Here is a 17,881-nt window from a genome sequence, read left to right as displayed (position 1 = left end):
AATAGATATCGGCTGATCTACCTCCATCGCGAGCAAGCTCGCTCCCACAGGGATTTTTGCTGCTGTTATAAGGCGATCGGCTTGCGCCCCGCAAACGAATGCGCCAGCGTCCCGCCATCCACCAACTCAAGCTCCCCACCCAGCGGCACGCCGTGGGCGATGCGCGAGGCGATCAGGCCTTTGTTGTTGAGCAATTGAGCAATGTAATGGGCGGTGGCTTCGCCTTCGACCGTCGGGTTCGTAGCAAGGATGACTTCCGTGAAGGTACCCGCTTCTTCGATCCGCGCGATCAACTGTGGAATGCCGATGGCTTCAGGCCCCAAGCCGTCGAGCGGTGACAAGTGGCCCTTGAGCACGAAATAACGGCCACGAAAGCCGGTCTGCTCCACCGCATACACATCCATCGGCCCTTCCACCACGCAGAGCAGGCTGTCGTCTCGACGCGGGTCGGCGCATTGCGGGCAGAGGTCGTCTTCGGTGAGAGTGCGACATAAACGGCAATGCCCTACGCCTTCCATGGCCTGGCTCAAGGCCTGGGCCAGGCGCGAACCGCCGCTGCGATCACGCTCGAGCAATTGCAACGCCATGCGCTGGGCAGTTTTCTGACCTACACCCGGCAACGTTCGCAGGGCATCGATCAGTTGGCGAATCAAAGGGCTGAAGCTCATGGAGGAAATGTCCGACATAACAACGAGACGCGGTTTATACCCGCGCCTCCGATTAGCGTCAAATACTCAATCCTGCGCGACCCGCACCACCAACTTGCCGAAGTTGCGCCCTTCCAACAGGCCGATAAACGCCTGTGGCGCATTCTCAAGGCCATTGATCACGTCTTCACGGAACTTGACCTTGCCATCGCGCACCCAAGGGGCCATGGCGCTGATGAACTCCGGCTGACGGTCACCGTAGTCATCAAACACAATAAACCCCTGGATCCGCACACGCTTGTTGAGCAAAGTGCGCTGCAACTGCGGCAAGCGATCCGGGCCGCTCGGCGCTTGATGATCGTTGTAGGAAGCGATCAGGCCACAGAGCGGGATCCGCGCCTTGGCGTTGAGCAGCGGCACGACGGCATCGAAAACCTTGCCACCGACGTTTTCGTAATAGATGTCGATGCCCTTGTCGCAGGCCCGCGCCAGTTCCTCGGCAAAACGCGCGCTCTTGTGATCGACACAGACGTCAAACCCCAGCTCGTCGACCACGTACTTGCATTTCTCGCTGCCACCCGCGACGCCGACGACACGCAGGCCCTTGATCTTCGCCACCTGGCCGACCACCGAGCCCACCGCACCCGAAGCGGCCGCGACCACCAGGGTTTCCCCGGCCTTGGGCTGGCCAATGTCCATCAGCCCCATGTAAGCGGTCATACCTGGCATGCCCAGCACACCCAAGGCCATCGACGGGCTGGGCAGCCCCGAGGGGATGGGCATCACGTTGCGCCCGTCGCTGATGCTGTGGCTCTGCCAACCGGTGGCCCCCACCACCAGATCACCCTCCTGGAATTTCGGGTGCATCGAGCGTTCCACGCGGCTGACGGCGCCGCCAGTCATCACCTCGTCGAGTTTTACCGGAGCAGCGTAGGAAGGCGCGTCACTCATTCGCCCGCGCATGTAGGGGTCCAGGGACAGGAACAGTGTCTTGAGCAGAATTTGTCCCTCCGCCAGATCCGGCAGTGTCACGTGCTCCAGGCGGAAATTCTCCGGGGTCGGGGCGCCGTGGGGTCGGGAGGCAAGGACGATGCGCTGGTTGGAGGTCGATGCTTGTGACATGGAAGCGTCTCCTTGATCGTTGAGTGGCACGTATAGGGAGCAGACCATTGCCGAGGGGGCGGCGTTCCGACGATAGCGGCCTGACATCCACCGAAGTATCTGGACCAGAAACAAAAATGCCAGGCGCGATGCCTGGCATTGTGTGTAGCCCATCCCGACCGGGATGGCGAATCAGAACGGCAGTTTCATGCCCGGTGGCAGTTGCATGCCGGCCGTCATGCCGGACATCTTGTCCTGGCTGTTGGCTTCGATCTTGCGCACCGCGTCATTGACGGCGGCGGCGAACAGGGCTTCGAGCATTTCCTTGTCGTCTTCGCTCAGGCCTTCGACCACGCTTGGGTCGATGCTGACGCGCTTGATGTCGTGGCGACCGGTCATGACCACGGTCACCATGTCGCCGCCGGACTTGCCGGTGACTTCGGCGTTGGCCAGTTCTTCCTGCATCTTGGCCATTTTTTCCTGCATCTGCTGCGCCTGCTTCATCAGGCCGGCCATGCCACCTTTCATCATGGGAATCACCTCGAAAGTACTTGGATAAACAACGCGCCCGGCCCGTTCGGCCCGGCGCCTTCAGTTATGAGCCCTGGGTGACCGGGGCCTCGACAGGTTCGATAGTATCGTGACGGACCACGGCGCCGAACTGTTGCATCATCTGCTGGATGAATGGATCACCGTGGATCGACTCCTCGGCTTCGCGCTGACGGTCTGCACGGCGTCGGGACGCGGCCTGGGCCGGGGTCTCCTGCTCGGGCTTGATCAGCTCGATGGTCAGCGTCAGGGTGCGCTGGTGATACTGGTTCAGCGCATCGTTGAGGCGACGTTGCTGGGTCGCGTTGAACAGTGCGCTGTGGGCCGGGTCCAGGTGCAGCAGCCAATGGTCACCTTCCACGGCCATCAACGTGCAGTTGGCGGCGATGCTGCCGGTCATGCCGCTGATCGGCAGTTTAGGAAACAGTTCCAGCCATTGCAGGGCCAGCCCGGTGGCTGGCATCGCCGCCGGTTCCGGCTCGGGCTCCGGGGCCGGCTCAGCGGCGTGCTCGCTGGCCAGGTCGTCCAGGTAGCTGTAGGCCGAATCCATGTCCGGCTCGATGTAATCCTCGTCCAGCGGTGGCTCGTCGTCCTGGTCGATACCCGGCGTGGCGACGTCGACGTCGGCCACCGTCGGCTCAGGCACCGGCGCGGCGACCCACTCCGGTGCATCGAGTACCACGCTGTCAGGCGTCGGCAAAGGCATCGGCGGCAACTCAGGCTGCTCGGCGATGGTCTCCAGGACCGGCTCCACGGCAGGTTGCTGGACAACCTCGGGCTCGATCGGATCGTTCCAGGGCAGGTCGACAACGGCTTCGACGACCGGTTCGGGCAGCGCCTCGACGACAGGTTCAGGTTCTGGCTCAGGGGCCGCGACAACAGGTGTCGGGGCCGGTGCTGCCACAGGTGCCGGCGCTACCGGAGCCGAAGCCACTGCCGGCGCAACGACGGGCGCGGCAGCCACTGGCTTGGCGGAATCAGCTGTGGCCTGGCTGATCCCCACTGGCTTTAGCGCTTGCCTCGGGACGTCCGTCGTATCGGCTGGCCGGAACGCCAGCATTCGCAGCAGGACCATTTCGAAGCCGCCGCGCGGATCCGGTGCCAGGGGCAGGTCGCGACGGCCGATCAGGCCCATCTGATAATAAAACTGCACGTCTTCGGCCGGCAGCGCCTGGGCCAGGGCCAATACGCGATCACGGTCGCCATGACCGTTGTCGACGCCATCAGGCAAGGCCTGGGCGATGGCGACCCGGTGCAGCACGTTAAGGATTTCCGAGAGCACGCCATTCCAGTCCGGGCCCTGCTCGGCCAGGTGACGCACCGCTTCGAGCAGCGCCTTCGCATCGCCTTCGATCAGCGCATGCAAGACGTCATAGACCTGGCCATGATCGAGGGTGCCAAGCATGGCCCGGACGTCGGCAGCCATGACCTTGCCTTCACCGAACGCGATGGCCTGGTCGGTCAGGCTCATGGCGTCGCGCATCGAACCATCGGCGGCGCGGCCCAACAGCCACAGCGCATCGTCCTCGAAGGGCACGTTCTCGACGCCCAGTACATGCGTCAGGTGCTCGACGACCCGTTCCGGCGTCATGTTCTTGAGGGAGAACTGCAGGCACCGCGACAAAATCGTTGCGGGAAGTTTCTGCGGGTCGGTGGTCGCCAGGATGAACTTGACGTAGGGCGGCGGCTCCTCAAGGGTCTTGAGCAGCGCATTGAAGGAATGGCTGGAGAGCATGTGCACTTCGTCGATCAGGTAGACCTTGAAGCGCCCACGGCTCGGCGCGTACTGCACGTTGTCGAGCAGCTCGCGGGTGTCTTCGACCTTTGTGCGACTGGCGGCGTCGATCTCGATCAGGTCGACGAAACGGCCCTCGTCGATTTCCCGGCAGACCGAGCACTCGCCGCAAGGCGTGGAGGTGATGCCGGTTTCACAGTTCAGGCACTTGGCAATGATTCGCGCGATGGTGGTCTTGCCCACGCCGCGGGTGCCGGTGAACAGGTAAGCATGGTGCAGCCGCTGGCTGTCCAAGGCATTGATCAGGGCCTTGAGCACATGGGTCTGGCCGACCATTTCGCGGAACGAGCGCGGACGCCATTTACGTGCAAGAACCTGATAACTCATCGAAAACCGTCGCATCGAAGGAACATAAGCGGCTAATGCTAGCGGAGCAGGGGCGAAATTGCATCCGGTGTGCTCGTCTAATCTGACTAAGATTGGATCAGGGACTCGGTTGTCGACGCGGTTTTGCACAGTCAGGAGAGTTTATGCGCTCAGCCATGGGGGCTTTGCTGTTGTTGGGTACAAGTTGTTTGCTGATGAAGTACCTTTGCGTTTTGCCGTTACCGACGGCTGGGCGATGCCCATGGTGCAGATCGAACGAGGTCGCCCGACCCAGGGCATCCTTCCCGATATCATGACCAGCCTGGCGACCCAGGTGGGACTGCCGGCGCAATTCCACGTCCTGTCCCGCGCCCGGCTCGACGGTGCCATGAAGCACGGCGAGATCGACATGCGTTGTTATGTCAGCCCCGACTGGGTAAAGGACAGTGGCGATTATCTGTGGAGCATCCCGTTGTTTTTCCAACGCGACCTGATCGTCGCCACGGCAAGCGCCCCTGCGACGGTCACTCTCGCCACGTTGCCGGAACAGCCCATCGGCACGGTACTCGGCTATAGCTACCCGACCTTGCAGCCCTTGTTCAACCGCGGACAACTGCACCGCGACGATGCCCGCAGCCAGGAACAAGTGCTGGCGAAACTGCTGGCCGGGCGATATCGCTACGGGATCAGTAACCAGTGGGCGCTGGACTGGTTCAATCAACGCCATACCGCTGATCGACAACTTCATGAAGTGGCAGTGCTTCAGGAACAGCAGTTGAGCTGTTATGTGCGCAACGATCCGAACATTCCAGCACAACGCATCCTGAGGACCTTGCTGAACATGAAAACGTCAGGGGAGATCGACGCGATCATCCAGCTCTACACTGGCCGCAGCGAAGCATCGCGGGCCAGGAGCGAGGCACTCTCCCCCTGATCGCCTGGCCGCTGCTGCCATTGCGACGGCGGGATGAACCCCTGCACCCAGCCAGGTATCTGTTCGGGCGGCATGGGTCGGGCGATGAAATAACCCTGTGCCACCTCGCAGCCCAGGCGCAGCAGCAGTTGGCCGTGCTCAAGGCTGTCCAACCCTTCGGCGACCACCTCGCGGCCAAACGCCCGGGCCAGGCCGATCACCGCTTCGGTCAGTGCCAGGTCGTCGCGATCATGGAGAATGTCGCGGACAAAGGTCTTGTCGATCTTGATGGTTTGCGTGCGCAGGTGCTTGAGGTCGTTGAGTGAGCAGTAGCCAGTGCCGAAACCACCCAGCGAAAACCCCACGCCCAAGGCCTGGCAGGCCTGGAGGCAGGCGCTGACGTGAGCAAGGTTTTCCACCGCGACGGATTCGACAATCTGCAGATCCAACAGGCGTGGCGGTACCGCCGGATGCCTTTCCAACACCTGTCTCAGCCGCTCGACAAAGTCCGCCCGCTGAAAATGCCGCGCCGAGATATTGATACTCACCGGCCAGCCCTGCCCCGTTTGCTGCCATTGCTGCAACTGGGTCAATACCTGTTCCATGACCCACTCGCCGATCTCGACGATCAGGTCGGTCTCTTCCACCAACGGCAGGAACTCCCTCGGCGGCACCAGGCCACGTTGCGGATGTTTCCAGCGCAGCAGCGCCTCCAGGCCGACCACGGTGCCATGACGCATATTGACCTTGGGCTGGAAATGCAGCCGCAACTCGTTACCGGCCAGAGCCTGGCGGACCCGCTCGACGGTCTGGTAAGTGGCTCGCACTTCCTTGTCCCGGGACACATCGAACAAGTGGAAACGGTTGCGCCCGCTCTGCTTGGCCACGTACATCGCCTGGTCGGCGTGGCGCAACAAGGTCTCGGCGTCTTCGTTGTCCCACGGAAACAGCGTGACGCCAATGCTGGCGAAGACCTTGATGTCCTTGCCATCAATACCATACGGCATGGAAACGGCGATCAACACCCGGTTCAACGCGGCATGCAACTCATCCATCCCACGCACATGGCGCAGCACCAGCACGAACTCGTCCCCACCCAGCCGCGCCACCACGTCCTCGCCACGCACAATGCTGCGCAGGCGCCTGGCGACCTCCACCAACAGCCGATCACCGCTGGCATGGCCATAACCGTCGTTGACGGCCTTGAAGCCATCGAGGTCGAGCATGCACACTGCCAGGGGCAAGTTTTCCGCACGGGAAAACGCCAGGGCCTGGTCCAGCAGATCGGACAGATAAGTGCGGTTGGGCAGTCCGGTCAGCACATCGTGACCGACCCGCCATTGCAGCGAATGCAGCAGGCGACGCTTTTCGCTGACGTCGAAGCGAATCGCCAGGTAGCGTTCGATGTGCCCTGTCTCGTCATCGATCACCGGCACCAGGGTGGTGTCGACCCAGTGCAACGTACCGTCCTTGGCCCGGTTGCAGATTTCCCCTTTCCAGACCTGGCCCACGGCAATGGTGCGCCACATGGCGCTGAAGAACTCTTCAGGGTGCTCGCCAGAATTGAGCAGGCGATGGTTCACGCCCAGCAACTCATCGCGCCGGTAACCAAAAAGGCTGCAAAATTGATCGTTGACGTAGGTGATGCGCCCGCTCAGATCGGTTTCGGAAAAAATCGCGGCGGCGTCAACGGCTCTGCGGTACTTCTTATCCATCGAAGCAGTCATCCATGAGTCAGGCTCATTTGTCGCGCGCGGTTGCACCGCCTCCAATACAGGCGAAAATCAACTAGGCTCAAACACTTTGAGAACAGCTGGAGCGCGGGCCCTGGTGGTGCCAAGGGAGGGCTTCAACCCTTGCCTTGTATCGCGGCAAGAAACGCAAGGCCCGGTCTCTGCACACACCCCGGTTTCTGAAGCAGGTCACCAAATACCCGTGCCAAAGGCCGATTCTACGAAAGACATCACATTTTGCAAAGCAAGGTGATGGATCACGCGGTTGCCTAATGCGAAAATCTATCGTTAAGTTCTTGATTCTAAATGGGAATTAAGCGATGCAAATTTCAAGTTTGGGTCCAGCCATCAGACGCTACCGCAAAGTAGCGGGGCTTACTCAGGCTGAACTTGGCGAAAAAACCGGTTTTGACCCCAAAACCATCAGCCGCTTCGAAACCGGCACCTACACCCCCAGCGTCGAAGCCTTGTTCCTGCTTGCCAATGTGCTGGATGTACAACTCAAAGCCTTTTTTGCCGACATGGGCGATGAGGACGAACAGCGGGCGTATCTGTTCGGTGTCATACACAAAGCCCCCTCCAAGGACCTGGGAAAGCTGATCGCAGCGGTCGACCAGGCCTTGTCCAAGCCTTGATGCAGTAAAAGAGAAACCTGGTCTGTCGATGCGAGACGACTGGGATTCTCTTTGGCATTCGCCTGCCCTATCCGGCTAAAGCCTGAACAGCAGAAAGCACCGATCGATATCGATCAACAGAACAAAAAAATTATGGATTTGGCAAACCTTGCGAACGAAGGCTTGGGCGTTATGGAGGCAACCCCACCAGCCACACCCCGGCACACAATGTTCCCGCTGTGGCTGCTTCCTTCCGGATCTGACCAGGTTCACGGGTAATCGTTGCGGGGGGACCGATGGGGTCACCATAACGATGCCCGCCTGACGGCGAGCCGCGCCATTGTACCTATCTGGCAAGAAGTTACAACCGTTCGTGCCGGATTAAAAAAATGAAGGTGTTCAAGCACTTGCTCCCACAGGGGGATCGGGGGTGGGCGTCAATTCTGCGGACATCCGAATGCCTGGGTGGGAGCGAGTTGCTCGCGAAGGCGTCGGTACATTCAACATTGATGCAAGCTGGCCTGCCGCTATCGCGAGCAAGCTCGCTCCCACAGGGGATCGGGGTGGAGGCTGGATCCGTGAACATCCGAGAACCCGTGTGGGAATGTGCTTGCCTGCATGGAGTGAACTTCTAATAGATTGAAGGCTTGCACTAAGCACTCATAACTGATTACACACTTTTAGTTTTGCCTAGATTATTGCTTGCCCACCCTCCAATCACGACGAAGTATTACAAACCACCACCGGACAGAACGGTCCATATTGGCCATTTACGGCTTGAGCCCGAACTTGAACATTGAAATAAACCGGCTGGGTTGCCCCACTGACACCGATCTCATGTCGATACCAGCCACGGTGATCCGGCTGCACCCTGGTTGCAGGGACAAACTGCCCCTGCCCACCTGCCACGGCCGTCACCCTGAAGGTGTGCGCGGCAATCTGGTCGGGGCGGATATTATCCGGGATCTGCCAGGCCAATATGACCGTGTATCGGCTTTGCCCGGCCTGGGAAAGCCTCCGTGGCGCATTAGGCACTATCGCTGTTATATCCATCTCATGATTTTTCATCGTATCGTCCATAACAAAAACGCCATCATCCATGGCGGTTTTCATGCTAAAGGAAAATATGAATGACAGGCACAATCAAAACAAATGGTATCACTTAACCTTGAGCCCCCCCCAATACAGTCATGTCGCCAACACTGTATTGAACAATACGACCAGACCAAAAAACTTAATGTAGTCTTTACAATCTGTTAACACTCATGATGCCGAGGTGCTACAGATCAACACCGGACAGAATGGCCCATGTTCGGCATTGAGGGCCATAGCCCGAACTTGAACATTGTAAAGAACCGGTTGTGTGCTCCCATCGACGCCTATTTCATGCCGGTACCAGCCGCGCTCGTCAGGCTGCACTTGGGTTCCAGGAACAGGTAGCGACTGTCCACCCTCCACCTTAGTCACCCTGAACGTATGCCCGGCGACCTGATGGGGCTCGACATTATCCGAGATTTGCCAAAATAATATAATCGAGTATTTGGTCTGTCCAACCTGAGAAAGGTTTCGAGGCTCATTGGGAATGACCACCGACTTATCCGCATTATCGGTCTTCACAGTATTTCCCCCTACAAAATAGAGCGTTCATTCATGGCTGTTTTAGAGTAGGAAGAAATTTGAGTGAATGGAACTATCAGAACAGATAGTATTAATTCAGCATCACCCGACGTTTTATCAAAATGCTACAACAGTACCTCATCCGCCCGACCGCCCTCTTCCTGAATCACCAGATGGATGAAATGCAGCTTGGTAATAACGGCAGCCGGTACGACGAACGGGTAGAAATCCGGCTGGCCCATGCTGCGGGACAGTTCGTTGAGCATGCCGGCCAGTTCGATCCAGGCGTTGACGAACGAGAGGAAGGCCGCACCGCCAGCGTGCTCGGAATCGTATAGGGTTTCGGGCGGAAACGGCTGGTAGTCGAAATCCATTTCCCGAGCGCTCATACCGAAGCCCAGGGCGGTGTCGACCGCATCCATCATGTGCAGGTAATGGGCCCAGGTTTCCGCCCAGTCTTCCCACGGGTGCATGGTGGCATAGGCGCTGACGTAGCGGGTTTGCCAGTCCTGCGGCGCGCCTTGCTGGTAGTGCCGCTCCAGGGCTTCGGTGTAGCTGGCGCGCTCATCACCGAACAGCTCGCGAAAGGCTTCGAGCCACTGGCTGTTGGCGATCAGCCGGTCCCAGTAATAGTGCCCCACCTCATGACGAAAATGCCCGAGCAAGGTGCGATACGGCTCGCGCATCTGCTGGCGCACGGATTCACGATGGGCATCGTCAGCTTCCTTGATATCGAGGGTGATCAGCCCGCTGGCATGGCCGGTCATCGGCGATTTGCCATCGGGATCGACACCGATGAAATCAAACGCCAAGCCGGTATTTTCGTCGACGGTTTTCGGAATGACCGGCAAGCCGAAAGTAATCAACTGCGCGACCAGTCGGCGCTTGGCGGTCTCGACCTTGCGCCAGCGTTCAGGGTTCTCCGGGATCGACAGGTCGGGAATGGTGCGGTTCAGACTACAGGCGACGCACAGGGTATCGCGCCCATTGTCCGGCAGCAGCCAATTGCAGGCCGCCGCGGTGTCCAGGTTGGCGCAACGGCGGAACAGCCCGGCCTGGGGATCGGCGTCCAGCGTCCAGGTCCCGGCTTGCTCGCCAGGTTGCAAGGACGTCAGGCGACTCTGCTCAGGTTGATAACCCAGCGCCGCCAGGCAGGCCAGGCACTGGCTATTGCGAAAAAACAACGACTGGCCACAGCGGCACGGCCAGACCTTGCTGTTGCGTGAACGGTCGCCCATGAATGGCGCGGCGATGCGTGAGCTCAGTTGTTCGAAGAAGCGGTACATGGCGATCTCTCCCTGGAGCCTGCAAGACTAGATCACCTTACGTTCATGATCGTTCCAACGCGTTGCGTCATAGCGCCATAGACCGTGGCGAGGGAGCTTGCTCCCGCTGGGTGGCGTGCGCCATCCCAATCGGGACGACGCACGCCTTCAGACGGACGCGTTATCCGGTTTTACGACGGCTGCGCCGCCGAGCGGGAGCAAGCTCCCTCGCCACGAGAGCCGGGAGCCCATGCTCAGAGCGTGATGCCATGCCCTGTCAAGAAATCGACAAAGGCTTGTTCATCCAGCACCTTGAGCCCCAGCTCATTGGCCTTGGTCAGTTTCGAACCGGCGCCCGGCCCCGCCACCACGCAGTGGGTTTTCGCCGACACGGAACCGGCGACCTTGGCCCCCAGGCTCTCCAGCTTGTCCTTGGCGACGTCGCGGCTCATCAACTCCAGCGAACCGGTCAGCACCCAGGTGTGACCCGCCTCGGGCAAGCCTTCGACGACCTTTTTCTCGCTCTGCCAATGCATGCCAAAGTCGCGCAGCTGTTGCTCCGCTGCTTGGCCCTGCTGACGGTTGGCGGCAATGGCGAAGAACTCGCGCACAGCGTTGGCCTGTTTTTCCGGCAACGCCTGGCGCATGTCCAGCCAGTCGGCGCTCATCACCGCCTCGAGTGAGCCGAACTTGTCCGCCAGTTTCTGCGCCCCGCCAGGGCCGACCGAAGGGATGTTCAGCTTGTCGAGAAAGCCACCCAGGGTGGTGCTGGCGGAGAACTCGGCGCCCAACTCGCCTTGGTCCTGGATCTCCAGGCCGTGGCGCAGCAGGTGCTTGATCACCTGGCGGTTGTGTGGGTCTTCGAAGAAGCTGTGGATCTCGTGGGCGACTTCCAGGCCGACGTCGGGCAAGTAGGTGAGCACCTGGGGCAAGGCCGCCTGTACACGCTCCAGCGAACCAAGAGAGCGAGCCAGGACCTTGGCGGTTTCCTCACCCACATCCGGGATACCGAGGGCGTAGATGAAACGCGCCAGGCTCGGTTTTTTGCTGTCGACGATAGCTGCCAGCAAGTTCCTGCTCGACAGTTCGGCGAAGCCTTCCAGGTCGACCACCTGCTCGAAGGTCAGGGCATACAGATCGGCGGGCGACCCCACCAGGCCCTCGTCCACCAGCTGCTCGACGCTCTTCTCCCCCAGCCCCTCGATGTCCATGGCCCGGCGCGACACAAAATGAATGATCGCCTGCTTGAGCTGCGCACCACAGGCCAGGCGACCGACACAGCGATACACCGCGCCTTCGCTGATGGTTTCACGGCCCTTGCTGCGCTTGATCAGTTGCGTGCGCTCGACATGGGAACCACACACCGGGCATTGCTGGGGGATCTCCACGGGGCGGGCATCGTCCGGGCGGCGCTCGGTGATCACTTGCACCACTTGCGGGATCACGTCGCCGGCACGGCGGATGATCACGGTGTCGCCGATCATCAGGCCCAGGCGCGCCACTTCGTCCATGTTGTGCAAGGTGGCGTTGGCCACGGTCACGCCAGCGACCTTGACCGGCTTGAGGCGTGCCACGGGCGTGACAGCGCCGGTGCGGCCGACCTGGAACTCGACGTCCAGCAACTCGGTGAGTTCTTCAGAGGCGGGAAACTTATGGGCAATGGCCCAGCGCGGTTCCCGGGCGCGGAAACCCAGTTCGCGCTGAGAGGCGATGCTGTTGACCTTGAACACCACCCCGTCGATTTCATAAGGCAACGCATTGCGCCGCTCGCCGATGTCGCGGTAGTAATCCAGGCATTCGTCAATACCGTGGGCCAGCTTCAATTCACGGCTGATGGGCAGGCCCCAGGCCTTGAGCTGCTTGAGGTTGCCGATGTGGGTATCGGCAATGTCCGCGGTCACCTGACCGATACCGTAGCAGCAGAATTCCAGCGGGCGGTTGGCGGTGATCTTGGAATCCAGCTGGCGCAGGCTCCCCGCCGCGGCGTTGCGCGGGTTGGCGAAGGTCTTGCCACCCGCTTCCAGTTGCGTAGCGTTGAGGCGCTCGAAGCCGGCCTTGGACATGTACACCTCGCCGCGCACTTCCAACACTGGCGGCCAGCCACTGCCCTGCAATTTGAGGGGGATGTTGCGCACGGTACGCACGTTGACGCTGATGTCCTCGCCCGTGGTGCCGTCACCGCGCGTGGCTCCGCGCACCAGCATGCCGTCCTGATACAACAGGCTGACCGCCAGGCCATCGAGCTTCGGCTCGCAGCTGTATTCCACCGCCGCGCCACCGCCCAGCAAATCGCCCATGGGCAGATCGAGGCCTTCAGTCACCCGGCGGTCGAATTCGCGCATGGTGGTTTCGTCGAAGGCGTTGCCCAGGCTGAGCATCGGGATCTCGTGGCGCACCTGGCTGAACGCCGACAGTGCCACGCTGCCGACCCGCTGGGTCGGGGAATCACTGGTTACCAGTTCCGGGTGTTGCTCTTCCAGGGCCTTGAGCTCGTGATACAAGCGATCGTACTCGGCGTCCGGGATGCTTGGCTCATCGAGGACGTGGTAACGGTAGTTGTGCTGATCCAGCTCGGTACGCAGCTTTTGGATGCGGGTTTCAACGGCGTTCATGGGTGTTCTCTCATAAAGCAAAAGAGCAGCCTGGGCTGCTCATTTTTTTCAAGACTTTTTGGGAGGGCTTCGCCCTCCAGCGGGAGCAAGCTCCCTCGCCACAAAAAGCCCCAGCCATAAAGACACTGGCGACTTCAGCGCTTCTGGGTCAATGCCCGGCGCTCGAATTCGACGATGCGCTGGCGGTAGTGCTCGATGGTCTGGGCGGTCAGTACGCTGCGCTGGTCATCCTTGAGTTCGCCATTGAGTTCCTGGGACAGTTTGCGCGCCGCGGCCACCATCACGTCGAAGGCCTGCTTGGGATGACGCGGGCCAGGCAGACCGAGGAAGAAACTCACCGCCGGCGTGCTGAAATGATCGATGTCGTCGAGGTCGAACACGCCAGGCTTGACGGCGTTGGCCATGGAGAACAGCACCTCGCCATTGCCGGCCATGCTCTCATGACGATGGAAAATGTCCATCTCGCCGAAACGCAGGCCGCTTTCGAGGATGTTCTGCAGCAACGCCGGGCCCTTGAAGCCAGCCGGGTCGCGGCAGATCACGCTGATCACCAGCACTTCTTCAGCCTGGGCCTGGTCCTTGTCGGCGCCCGAAGTTTTGCTCTCGTCCGGGAAATCGTTGTCGCGGCTGCTGAAGCTCGGCCCACCATCCAGATCGAGGTTCAGGTTCAAATCACCCTGGGACGGCTCGCTGTTGCGCTTGCCGCGCTTGGAACCCGATTCCCGTGGCTCACGGGCAGGTGCGCTCATCGACGGCAAGTCGTGCTCGTCCAGCTGCGGCTCCTTGTGGGTGTCCAGCACCCGCGGCGGGCCCAGCAGTTCGGCGCTGTCATCCTCATCGGGCAGGTTCGACAGGCTGCGATCCAGGCGAAACTTCAGTTTCCCCTTGCCGCCGCGCATGCGACGCCAGCCGTCGAAAAGAATACCGGCAATGACTATGATGCCGATGACGATCAGCCACTCGCGCAGACCGATTTCCATGTAATCCCGTGCCTCTATAAAAATGCTGAAAAATAAGGGGCTTAGCTATTTGCAAACCGCTTTAAAACGTGGTGCCAACTCTATGTTCTGAATGGCATTTTGCCCACGCATACGAAAAATTGACATTAAACTAGCACGACCAAAGATAACTTTACACCGTCTGTCGCACAGGCTTGTGCCCAATCTGTGATTTGAACAACAGGCCTAAGGGTAAAAAATACCTACAGCGTTCCAAGTAGAAGCCCTACAAGCCGTTGTTCAGGCATCCACCATGGCCATGGCCTCCTCCACATCCACCGCCACCAGCCGCGAACAGCCCGGCTCATGCATGGTCACGCCCATCAACTGATCGGCCATTTCCATGGCGATCTTGTTGTGGGTGATGTAGATGAACTGCACCGTTTCAGACATTTCCTTCACCAGCCGTGCGTAACGGCCTACGTTGGCGTCGTCCAGTGGTGCATCGACTTCGTCGAGCATGCAGAACGGCGCAGGGTTCAATTTGAAGATGGCAAAGACCAGGGCCAGCGCGGTCAGCGCCTTTTCGCCACCGGAGAGCAAATGGATGGTGCTGTTCTTCTTGCCAGGAGGACGCGCCATGATTGTCACCCCTGTATCGAGTAAATCTTCGCCCGTCAGTTCCAAGTAAGCGCTGCCGCCACCGAAAACTTTTGGGAAAAGTGCCTGCAGACCGCCGTTGATCTGATCAAAGGTATCCTTGAAGCGGTTGCGGGTTTCCTTGTCGATCTTGCGGATGACGTTTTCCAGAGTCTCCAGCGCTTCCACCAGATCGTCGTTCTGGGCGTCCAGGTAACGCTTGCGCTCGGACTGCTGCTGGTACTCGTCGATGGCCGCCAGGTTGATTGCCCCCAGGCGCTGGATGCGCTGGGCAATGCGTTCCAATTCCTCCTCGGCTTCCTTCTCGTTCGCCCCGGCCACCAGGGTGGCGAGCACACCGTCGAGGTCATAGCCGTCTTCCAGCAATTGGTCCTGCAAGGCTTTGCGCCGCACCGTCAGGGCCTGCCACTCCATGCGCTGCTGTTCCATCTGGCCGCGGATCAGTTGCGATTGCTGCTCGGCCTGGCTGCGGCGCTTCTCGGCATCGCGCAGTTCGCGGTCGGCGTCCTCCAGGGCGATCTGCGCCGTCTTGAGCTCTTCGTCGACGCTCATGCGCTTATCGAGCAACTCTTCGAGCTTGAGACGCAGCTCTTCCAGCGGCGCTTCGCCCTCCTCCAGATTGAGGCTCAACTGCTCGCGTTTTTCGCTCAGGCGCTCGGACTGCATTTCCAGCCGTTCCAAGGCCTGGCGCGTGGAATCGTGCTGGGCCTTGAGCGAGCCCAGGCGCACCGCCAATTGATGGGCATGATCCTTGTGCTGGCGTGCTTCCTGGCGTACCCGGTCCAGGCGCTCACGCAGGCTGTCACGCTGGGCCAGCAACAGTTCGCGCTGCTCGGTGTCCAGCGCCATGGCGTCGAGGGCTTCTTGCAGTTGCAAGCGCGCCTCGCCGATCTGTTCGTGCTCCAGCGCCCGCTGCTCGCCCAGTTCGGCGATTTCTTCTTCCAGGCGGGTGCGGCGCAGCGCCAGCTGTTCGACCTTGGCCTTGCCGGCCGACAACTGCGCCTTGAGTTCGCCTTGCTGGCGCGCCTCATCCTGCAACAGCCGCCGCAGGTGTTCGCGGCCATTTTCCTGTTGACGCTGCTGCGCCCGCAGGTTCTGCAATTCGGTTTCCAGGGCTTCGACGCTGGCCTCGCGCTCTTCGCGCTCGGCACTCAGGCGCTGGATTTCCTGACCACGGGCGAGCATGCCGCTCTCGGCTTCGCTGGCCCGGCGCACTCGCAGAAAATGCCGGCCGACCCAATACCCGTCACGGCTGATCAGGCTTTCGCCGACCGCCAATTGCCCACGCAGGGCCAAGGCCTGCTCAAGGCTGTCCACCGGCTTGACCTGCCCCAGCCAGGGCGACAGGTCGACCAGGGCCTCGACCTTGTCCAGCAAGCTGCCGGGGATTCGTACCCCGTCGCCAGCCGGGCTGAGCAGGCGCAGATCGCCCTGGGTGAAACCCGAGAGGTCGAAGCCGCCAAAGTCATCCACCAGTACTGCTTGCAGGTCGGCACCCAGCACGGTTTCCACCGCCAGTTCCCAACCGGCATCGACCTTCAGCCCCTCCGCCAGTCGCGGACGCTCGGCCAGATGCTGGTCGCGCAGCCATTCGGCGGTGCCGGTACCCGGATCCAGCGCAGCTTGCTGCAAGGCTTCCAGCGAGGCCAGGCGCCCATTGAGCCGCTGCAATTCGCCCTGGCCCTGCTGCTGGTTCTGCAAGGCCAGTTGCAAGGCCTGGCGCAACTGCTCGAGCCGTTCGACTTGGGCGTCTTCGCTGGCCTGCAAGTCTTCGAGGGTGGCTTCGCTGGCCGCCAGTTGTTCGCTCAGGTCCAGAATCGCGGCGTCTTCCGGGTCCGCCGCGAGCAAGGCGCGTTCTTCGGACAGGCGGCGCTGACGTTCGGCCAGGCGCTCCATGCTGGTTTCCAACTGCTGGATGCGCGACTGCTGGACTTCAGCCTGGCGCCGGGGCTCGGCCGAGGTCAGGTTGAAGCTGTCCCACTGCTCTTGCCAGCCATGCATGGTCAACTCGGCTTCTTCCAGGGCCGCGGCGGCCTCTTCGGCGGCGGCACTGGTGATTTCCTGCTCTGGCGTGAGCCGGTCCAGTTCTTCGCCAAGGGTCAGCAGCAACGTGCGGTCGTGGCCCAGGTGCGACTCGGTTTCCAAGCGCGCCCGCTCAGCTTCCTTCAAGTCATCCTGCAACTGCCGCAGCCGTTGCTGACCATGCTGGATGCTCTGCTCGACCCGGGCGATGTCGCCCCCCACGGAATAAAAGCGCCCCTGCACCAGATTGAAGCGCTCGGACAGGTCGTGGTGCCCATCACGCAGTCGCTCGATGGCGGCGTCGGCGTTGCGTTGCTCGGCCACCAGGGCCTCGAAGCTGACTTCCTGGTTGCCGATAACGGCCTCGCGTTGGCCGACCTGCTCGTTCAACGCTTGCCAGCGCAGGGCGGAAAGCTGGGCCTTGAGCTGGCGCTCCTCGCCCTTGTATTCCTGGTATTTCTTCGCGGCCTCGGCCTGACGATGCAGACGCTCGAGCTGGCGTTCGAGTTCTTCGCGCAGGTCGGTCAGGCGAGCGAGGTTTTCATGGGTGCGACGGATGCGGTTTTCAGTCTCGCGTCGCCGTTCCTTGTATTTGGAAATACCGGCGGCTTCTTCGATGAAGTTGCGCAGGTCTTCGGGCTTGGCCTCGATCAGCTTGGAGATCATGCCTTGCTCAATGATCGAGTAGCTGCGCGGGCCCAGGCCGGTGCCGAGGAAGATATCGGTGATGTCGCGACGCCGGCACTTGGTGCCATTGAGGAAATAGCTGTTCTGGCTGTCGCGGGTCACTTTGCGACGAATGGATATTTCCGCATAGGCCGCGTATTCACCCACCAGGGTGCCGTCGGAGTTATCGAACACCAGCTCGATGCTGGCCTGGCTCACCGGCTTGCGACTGGTGGAGCCGTTGAAGATGACGTCGGTCATCGACTCGCCGCGCAGGTTCTTGGCCGAACTTTCGCCCATCACCCAGCGCACGGCGTCGATGATGTTCGACTTGCCGCAACCATTGGGCCCGACCACTGCCGCCATGTTACTGGGGAAGTTCACCGTGGTCGGGTCGACGAAGGATTTGAACCCCGCCAGCTTGATGCACTTGAGCCGCACGT

The 17,881-nt window shown here is 60.8% G+C and carries 11 protein-coding genes, 1 other RNA gene and 1 pseudogene; 2 read left to right on the top strand and 11 right to left on the bottom strand.

The window, feature by feature from the left end; genetic code table 11:
• Window positions 1–65: 65 nt before the first annotated feature.
• The 4 genes from recR to dnaX form a co-directional block, all read right to left on the bottom strand.
• Entirely contained in the window at window positions 66–668 is a 603-nt protein-coding gene (gene recR, locus HU749_RS10360; protein ID WP_003199585.1) for a recombination mediator RecR, read from the bottom strand.
• Between the two features lie 66 nt (window positions 669–734).
• On the bottom strand, window positions 735–1,769 hold the full coding sequence (curA, locus tag HU749_RS10355) for an NADPH-dependent curcumin/dihydrocurcumin reductase (RefSeq protein ID WP_079302140.1): 1,035 nt from the start codon (window positions 1,767–1,769) through the stop codon (window positions 735–737).
• Window positions 1,770–1,940: 171 nt separating this feature from the next.
• Window positions 1,941–2,279: a YbaB/EbfC family nucleoid-associated protein gene (locus HU749_RS10350; RefSeq protein WP_003183512.1), complete on the bottom strand. Its 339-nt coding sequence runs from the start codon at window positions 2,277–2,279 to the stop codon at window positions 1,941–1,943.
• Window positions 2,280–2,343: 64 nt separating this feature from the next.
• A complete protein-coding gene (dnaX, locus tag HU749_RS10345) occupies window positions 2,344–4,419 on the bottom strand; it encodes a DNA polymerase III subunit gamma/tau (protein WP_014339390.1) in 2,076 nt (691 codons plus the stop codon).
• A gap of 143 nt (window positions 4,420–4,562) precedes the next feature.
• Here dnaX and HU749_RS10340 point away from each other — a divergent pair.
• Window positions 4,563–5,332: pseudogene (locus HU749_RS10340) on the top strand (substrate-binding periplasmic protein).
• On the opposite strand, the gene HU749_RS10335 reads toward HU749_RS10340, so the two are convergent.
• Window positions 5,278–7,026: a putative bifunctional diguanylate cyclase/phosphodiesterase gene (locus tag HU749_RS10335; RefSeq protein WP_079302143.1), complete on the bottom strand. Its 1,749-nt coding sequence runs from the start codon at window positions 7,024–7,026 to the stop codon at window positions 5,278–5,280. The pseudogene HU749_RS10340 and the gene HU749_RS10335 sit on opposite strands and share 55 nt — an antisense overlap.
• Before the next feature lie 338 nt (window positions 7,027–7,364).
• On the opposite strand from HU749_RS10335, the gene HU749_RS10330 reads away from it, so the two are divergent.
• A complete protein-coding gene (locus tag HU749_RS10330; protein ID WP_014339392.1) occupies window positions 7,365–7,679 on the top strand; it encodes a helix-turn-helix domain-containing protein in 315 nt (104 codons plus the stop codon).
• Between the two features lie 181 nt (window positions 7,680–7,860).
• Here HU749_RS10330 and ffs read toward each other — a convergent pair.
• The 6 genes from ffs to smc form a co-directional block, all read right to left on the bottom strand.
• Window positions 7,861–7,957, bottom strand: an RNA gene (gene ffs / locus HU749_RS10325) — signal recognition particle sRNA small type.
• A gap of 418 nt (window positions 7,958–8,375) precedes the next feature.
• A complete protein-coding gene (locus HU749_RS10320; RefSeq protein ID WP_186650294.1) occupies window positions 8,376–8,759 on the bottom strand; it encodes an SRPBCC family protein in 384 nt (127 codons plus the stop codon).
• A gap of 641 nt (window positions 8,760–9,400) precedes the next feature.
• Window positions 9,401–10,561 (bottom strand): zinc-binding metallopeptidase family protein, encoded by a 1,161-nt coding sequence (locus tag HU749_RS10315; RefSeq protein WP_095961976.1) that lies wholly within the window; start codon window positions 10,559–10,561, stop codon window positions 9,401–9,403.
• Window positions 10,562–10,794: 233 nt separating this feature from the next.
• The gene (ligA, locus tag HU749_RS10310; protein ID WP_186650292.1) at window positions 10,795–13,152 is read right to left on the bottom strand and encodes an NAD-dependent DNA ligase LigA; all 2,358 of its coding nucleotides are present in this window, start codon (window positions 13,150–13,152) and stop codon (window positions 10,795–10,797) included.
• 134 nt (window positions 13,153–13,286) lie between these two features.
• Window positions 13,287–14,132, bottom strand: coding sequence for a cell division protein ZipA (gene zipA, locus HU749_RS10305; RefSeq protein WP_079302147.1), 846 nt, complete (start codon window positions 14,130–14,132; stop codon window positions 13,287–13,289).
• Window positions 14,133–14,390: 258 nt separating this feature from the next.
• A complete protein-coding gene (gene smc, locus HU749_RS10300; protein ID WP_186650290.1) occupies window positions 14,391–17,879 on the bottom strand; it encodes a chromosome segregation protein SMC in 3,489 nt (1,162 codons plus the stop codon).
• Window positions 17,880–17,881 lie beyond the last annotated feature (2 nt).

Origin of the sequence: Pseudomonas ogarae (assembly GCF_014268695.2) — a bacterium.
GTDB classification, from domain to species: domain Bacteria; phylum Pseudomonadota; class Gammaproteobacteria; order Pseudomonadales; family Pseudomonadaceae; genus Aquipseudomonas; species Aquipseudomonas kilonensis.
The sequence above is the reverse complement of the archived record's forward strand: the minus strand, read 5'-3'. Positions and strand labels throughout refer to the sequence as shown.

Excerpts from the sequence above, each read along its gene's own strand:
- HU749_RS10315 (WP_095961976.1), bottom strand. The coding sequence starts at position 10,561 with ATGTACCGCTTCTTCGAACAACTGAGCTCACGCATCGCCGCGCCATTC.
- dnaX (WP_014339390.1), bottom strand. The coding sequence starts at position 4,419 with ATGAGTTATCAGGTTCTTGCACGTAAATGGCGTCCGCGCTCGTTCCGC.
- recR (WP_003199585.1), bottom strand. The coding sequence starts at position 668 with ATGAGCTTCAGCCCTTTGATTCGCCAACTGATCGATGCCCTGCGAACG.
- zipA (WP_079302147.1), bottom strand. The coding sequence starts at position 14,132 with ATGGAAATCGGTCTGCGCGAGTGGCTGATCGTCATCGGCATCATAGTC.
- HU749_RS10335 (WP_079302143.1), bottom strand. The coding sequence starts at position 7,026 with ATGGATAAGAAGTACCGCAGAGCCGTTGACGCCGCCGCGATTTTTTCC.
- ligA (WP_186650292.1), bottom strand. The coding sequence starts at position 13,152 with ATGAACGCCGTTGAAACCCGCATCCAAAAGCTGCGTACCGAGCTGGAT.
- HU749_RS10320 (WP_186650294.1), bottom strand. The coding sequence starts at position 8,759 with ATGGATGATGGCGTTTTTGTTATGGACGATACGATGAAAAATCATGAG.
- curA (WP_079302140.1), bottom strand. The coding sequence starts at position 1,769 with ATGTCACAAGCATCGACCTCCAACCAGCGCATCGTCCTTGCCTCCCGA.
- HU749_RS10350 (WP_003183512.1), bottom strand. The coding sequence starts at position 2,279 with ATGATGAAAGGTGGCATGGCCGGCCTGATGAAGCAGGCGCAGCAGATG.
- HU749_RS10330 (WP_014339392.1), top strand. The coding sequence starts at position 7,365 with ATGCAAATTTCAAGTTTGGGTCCAGCCATCAGACGCTACCGCAAAGTA.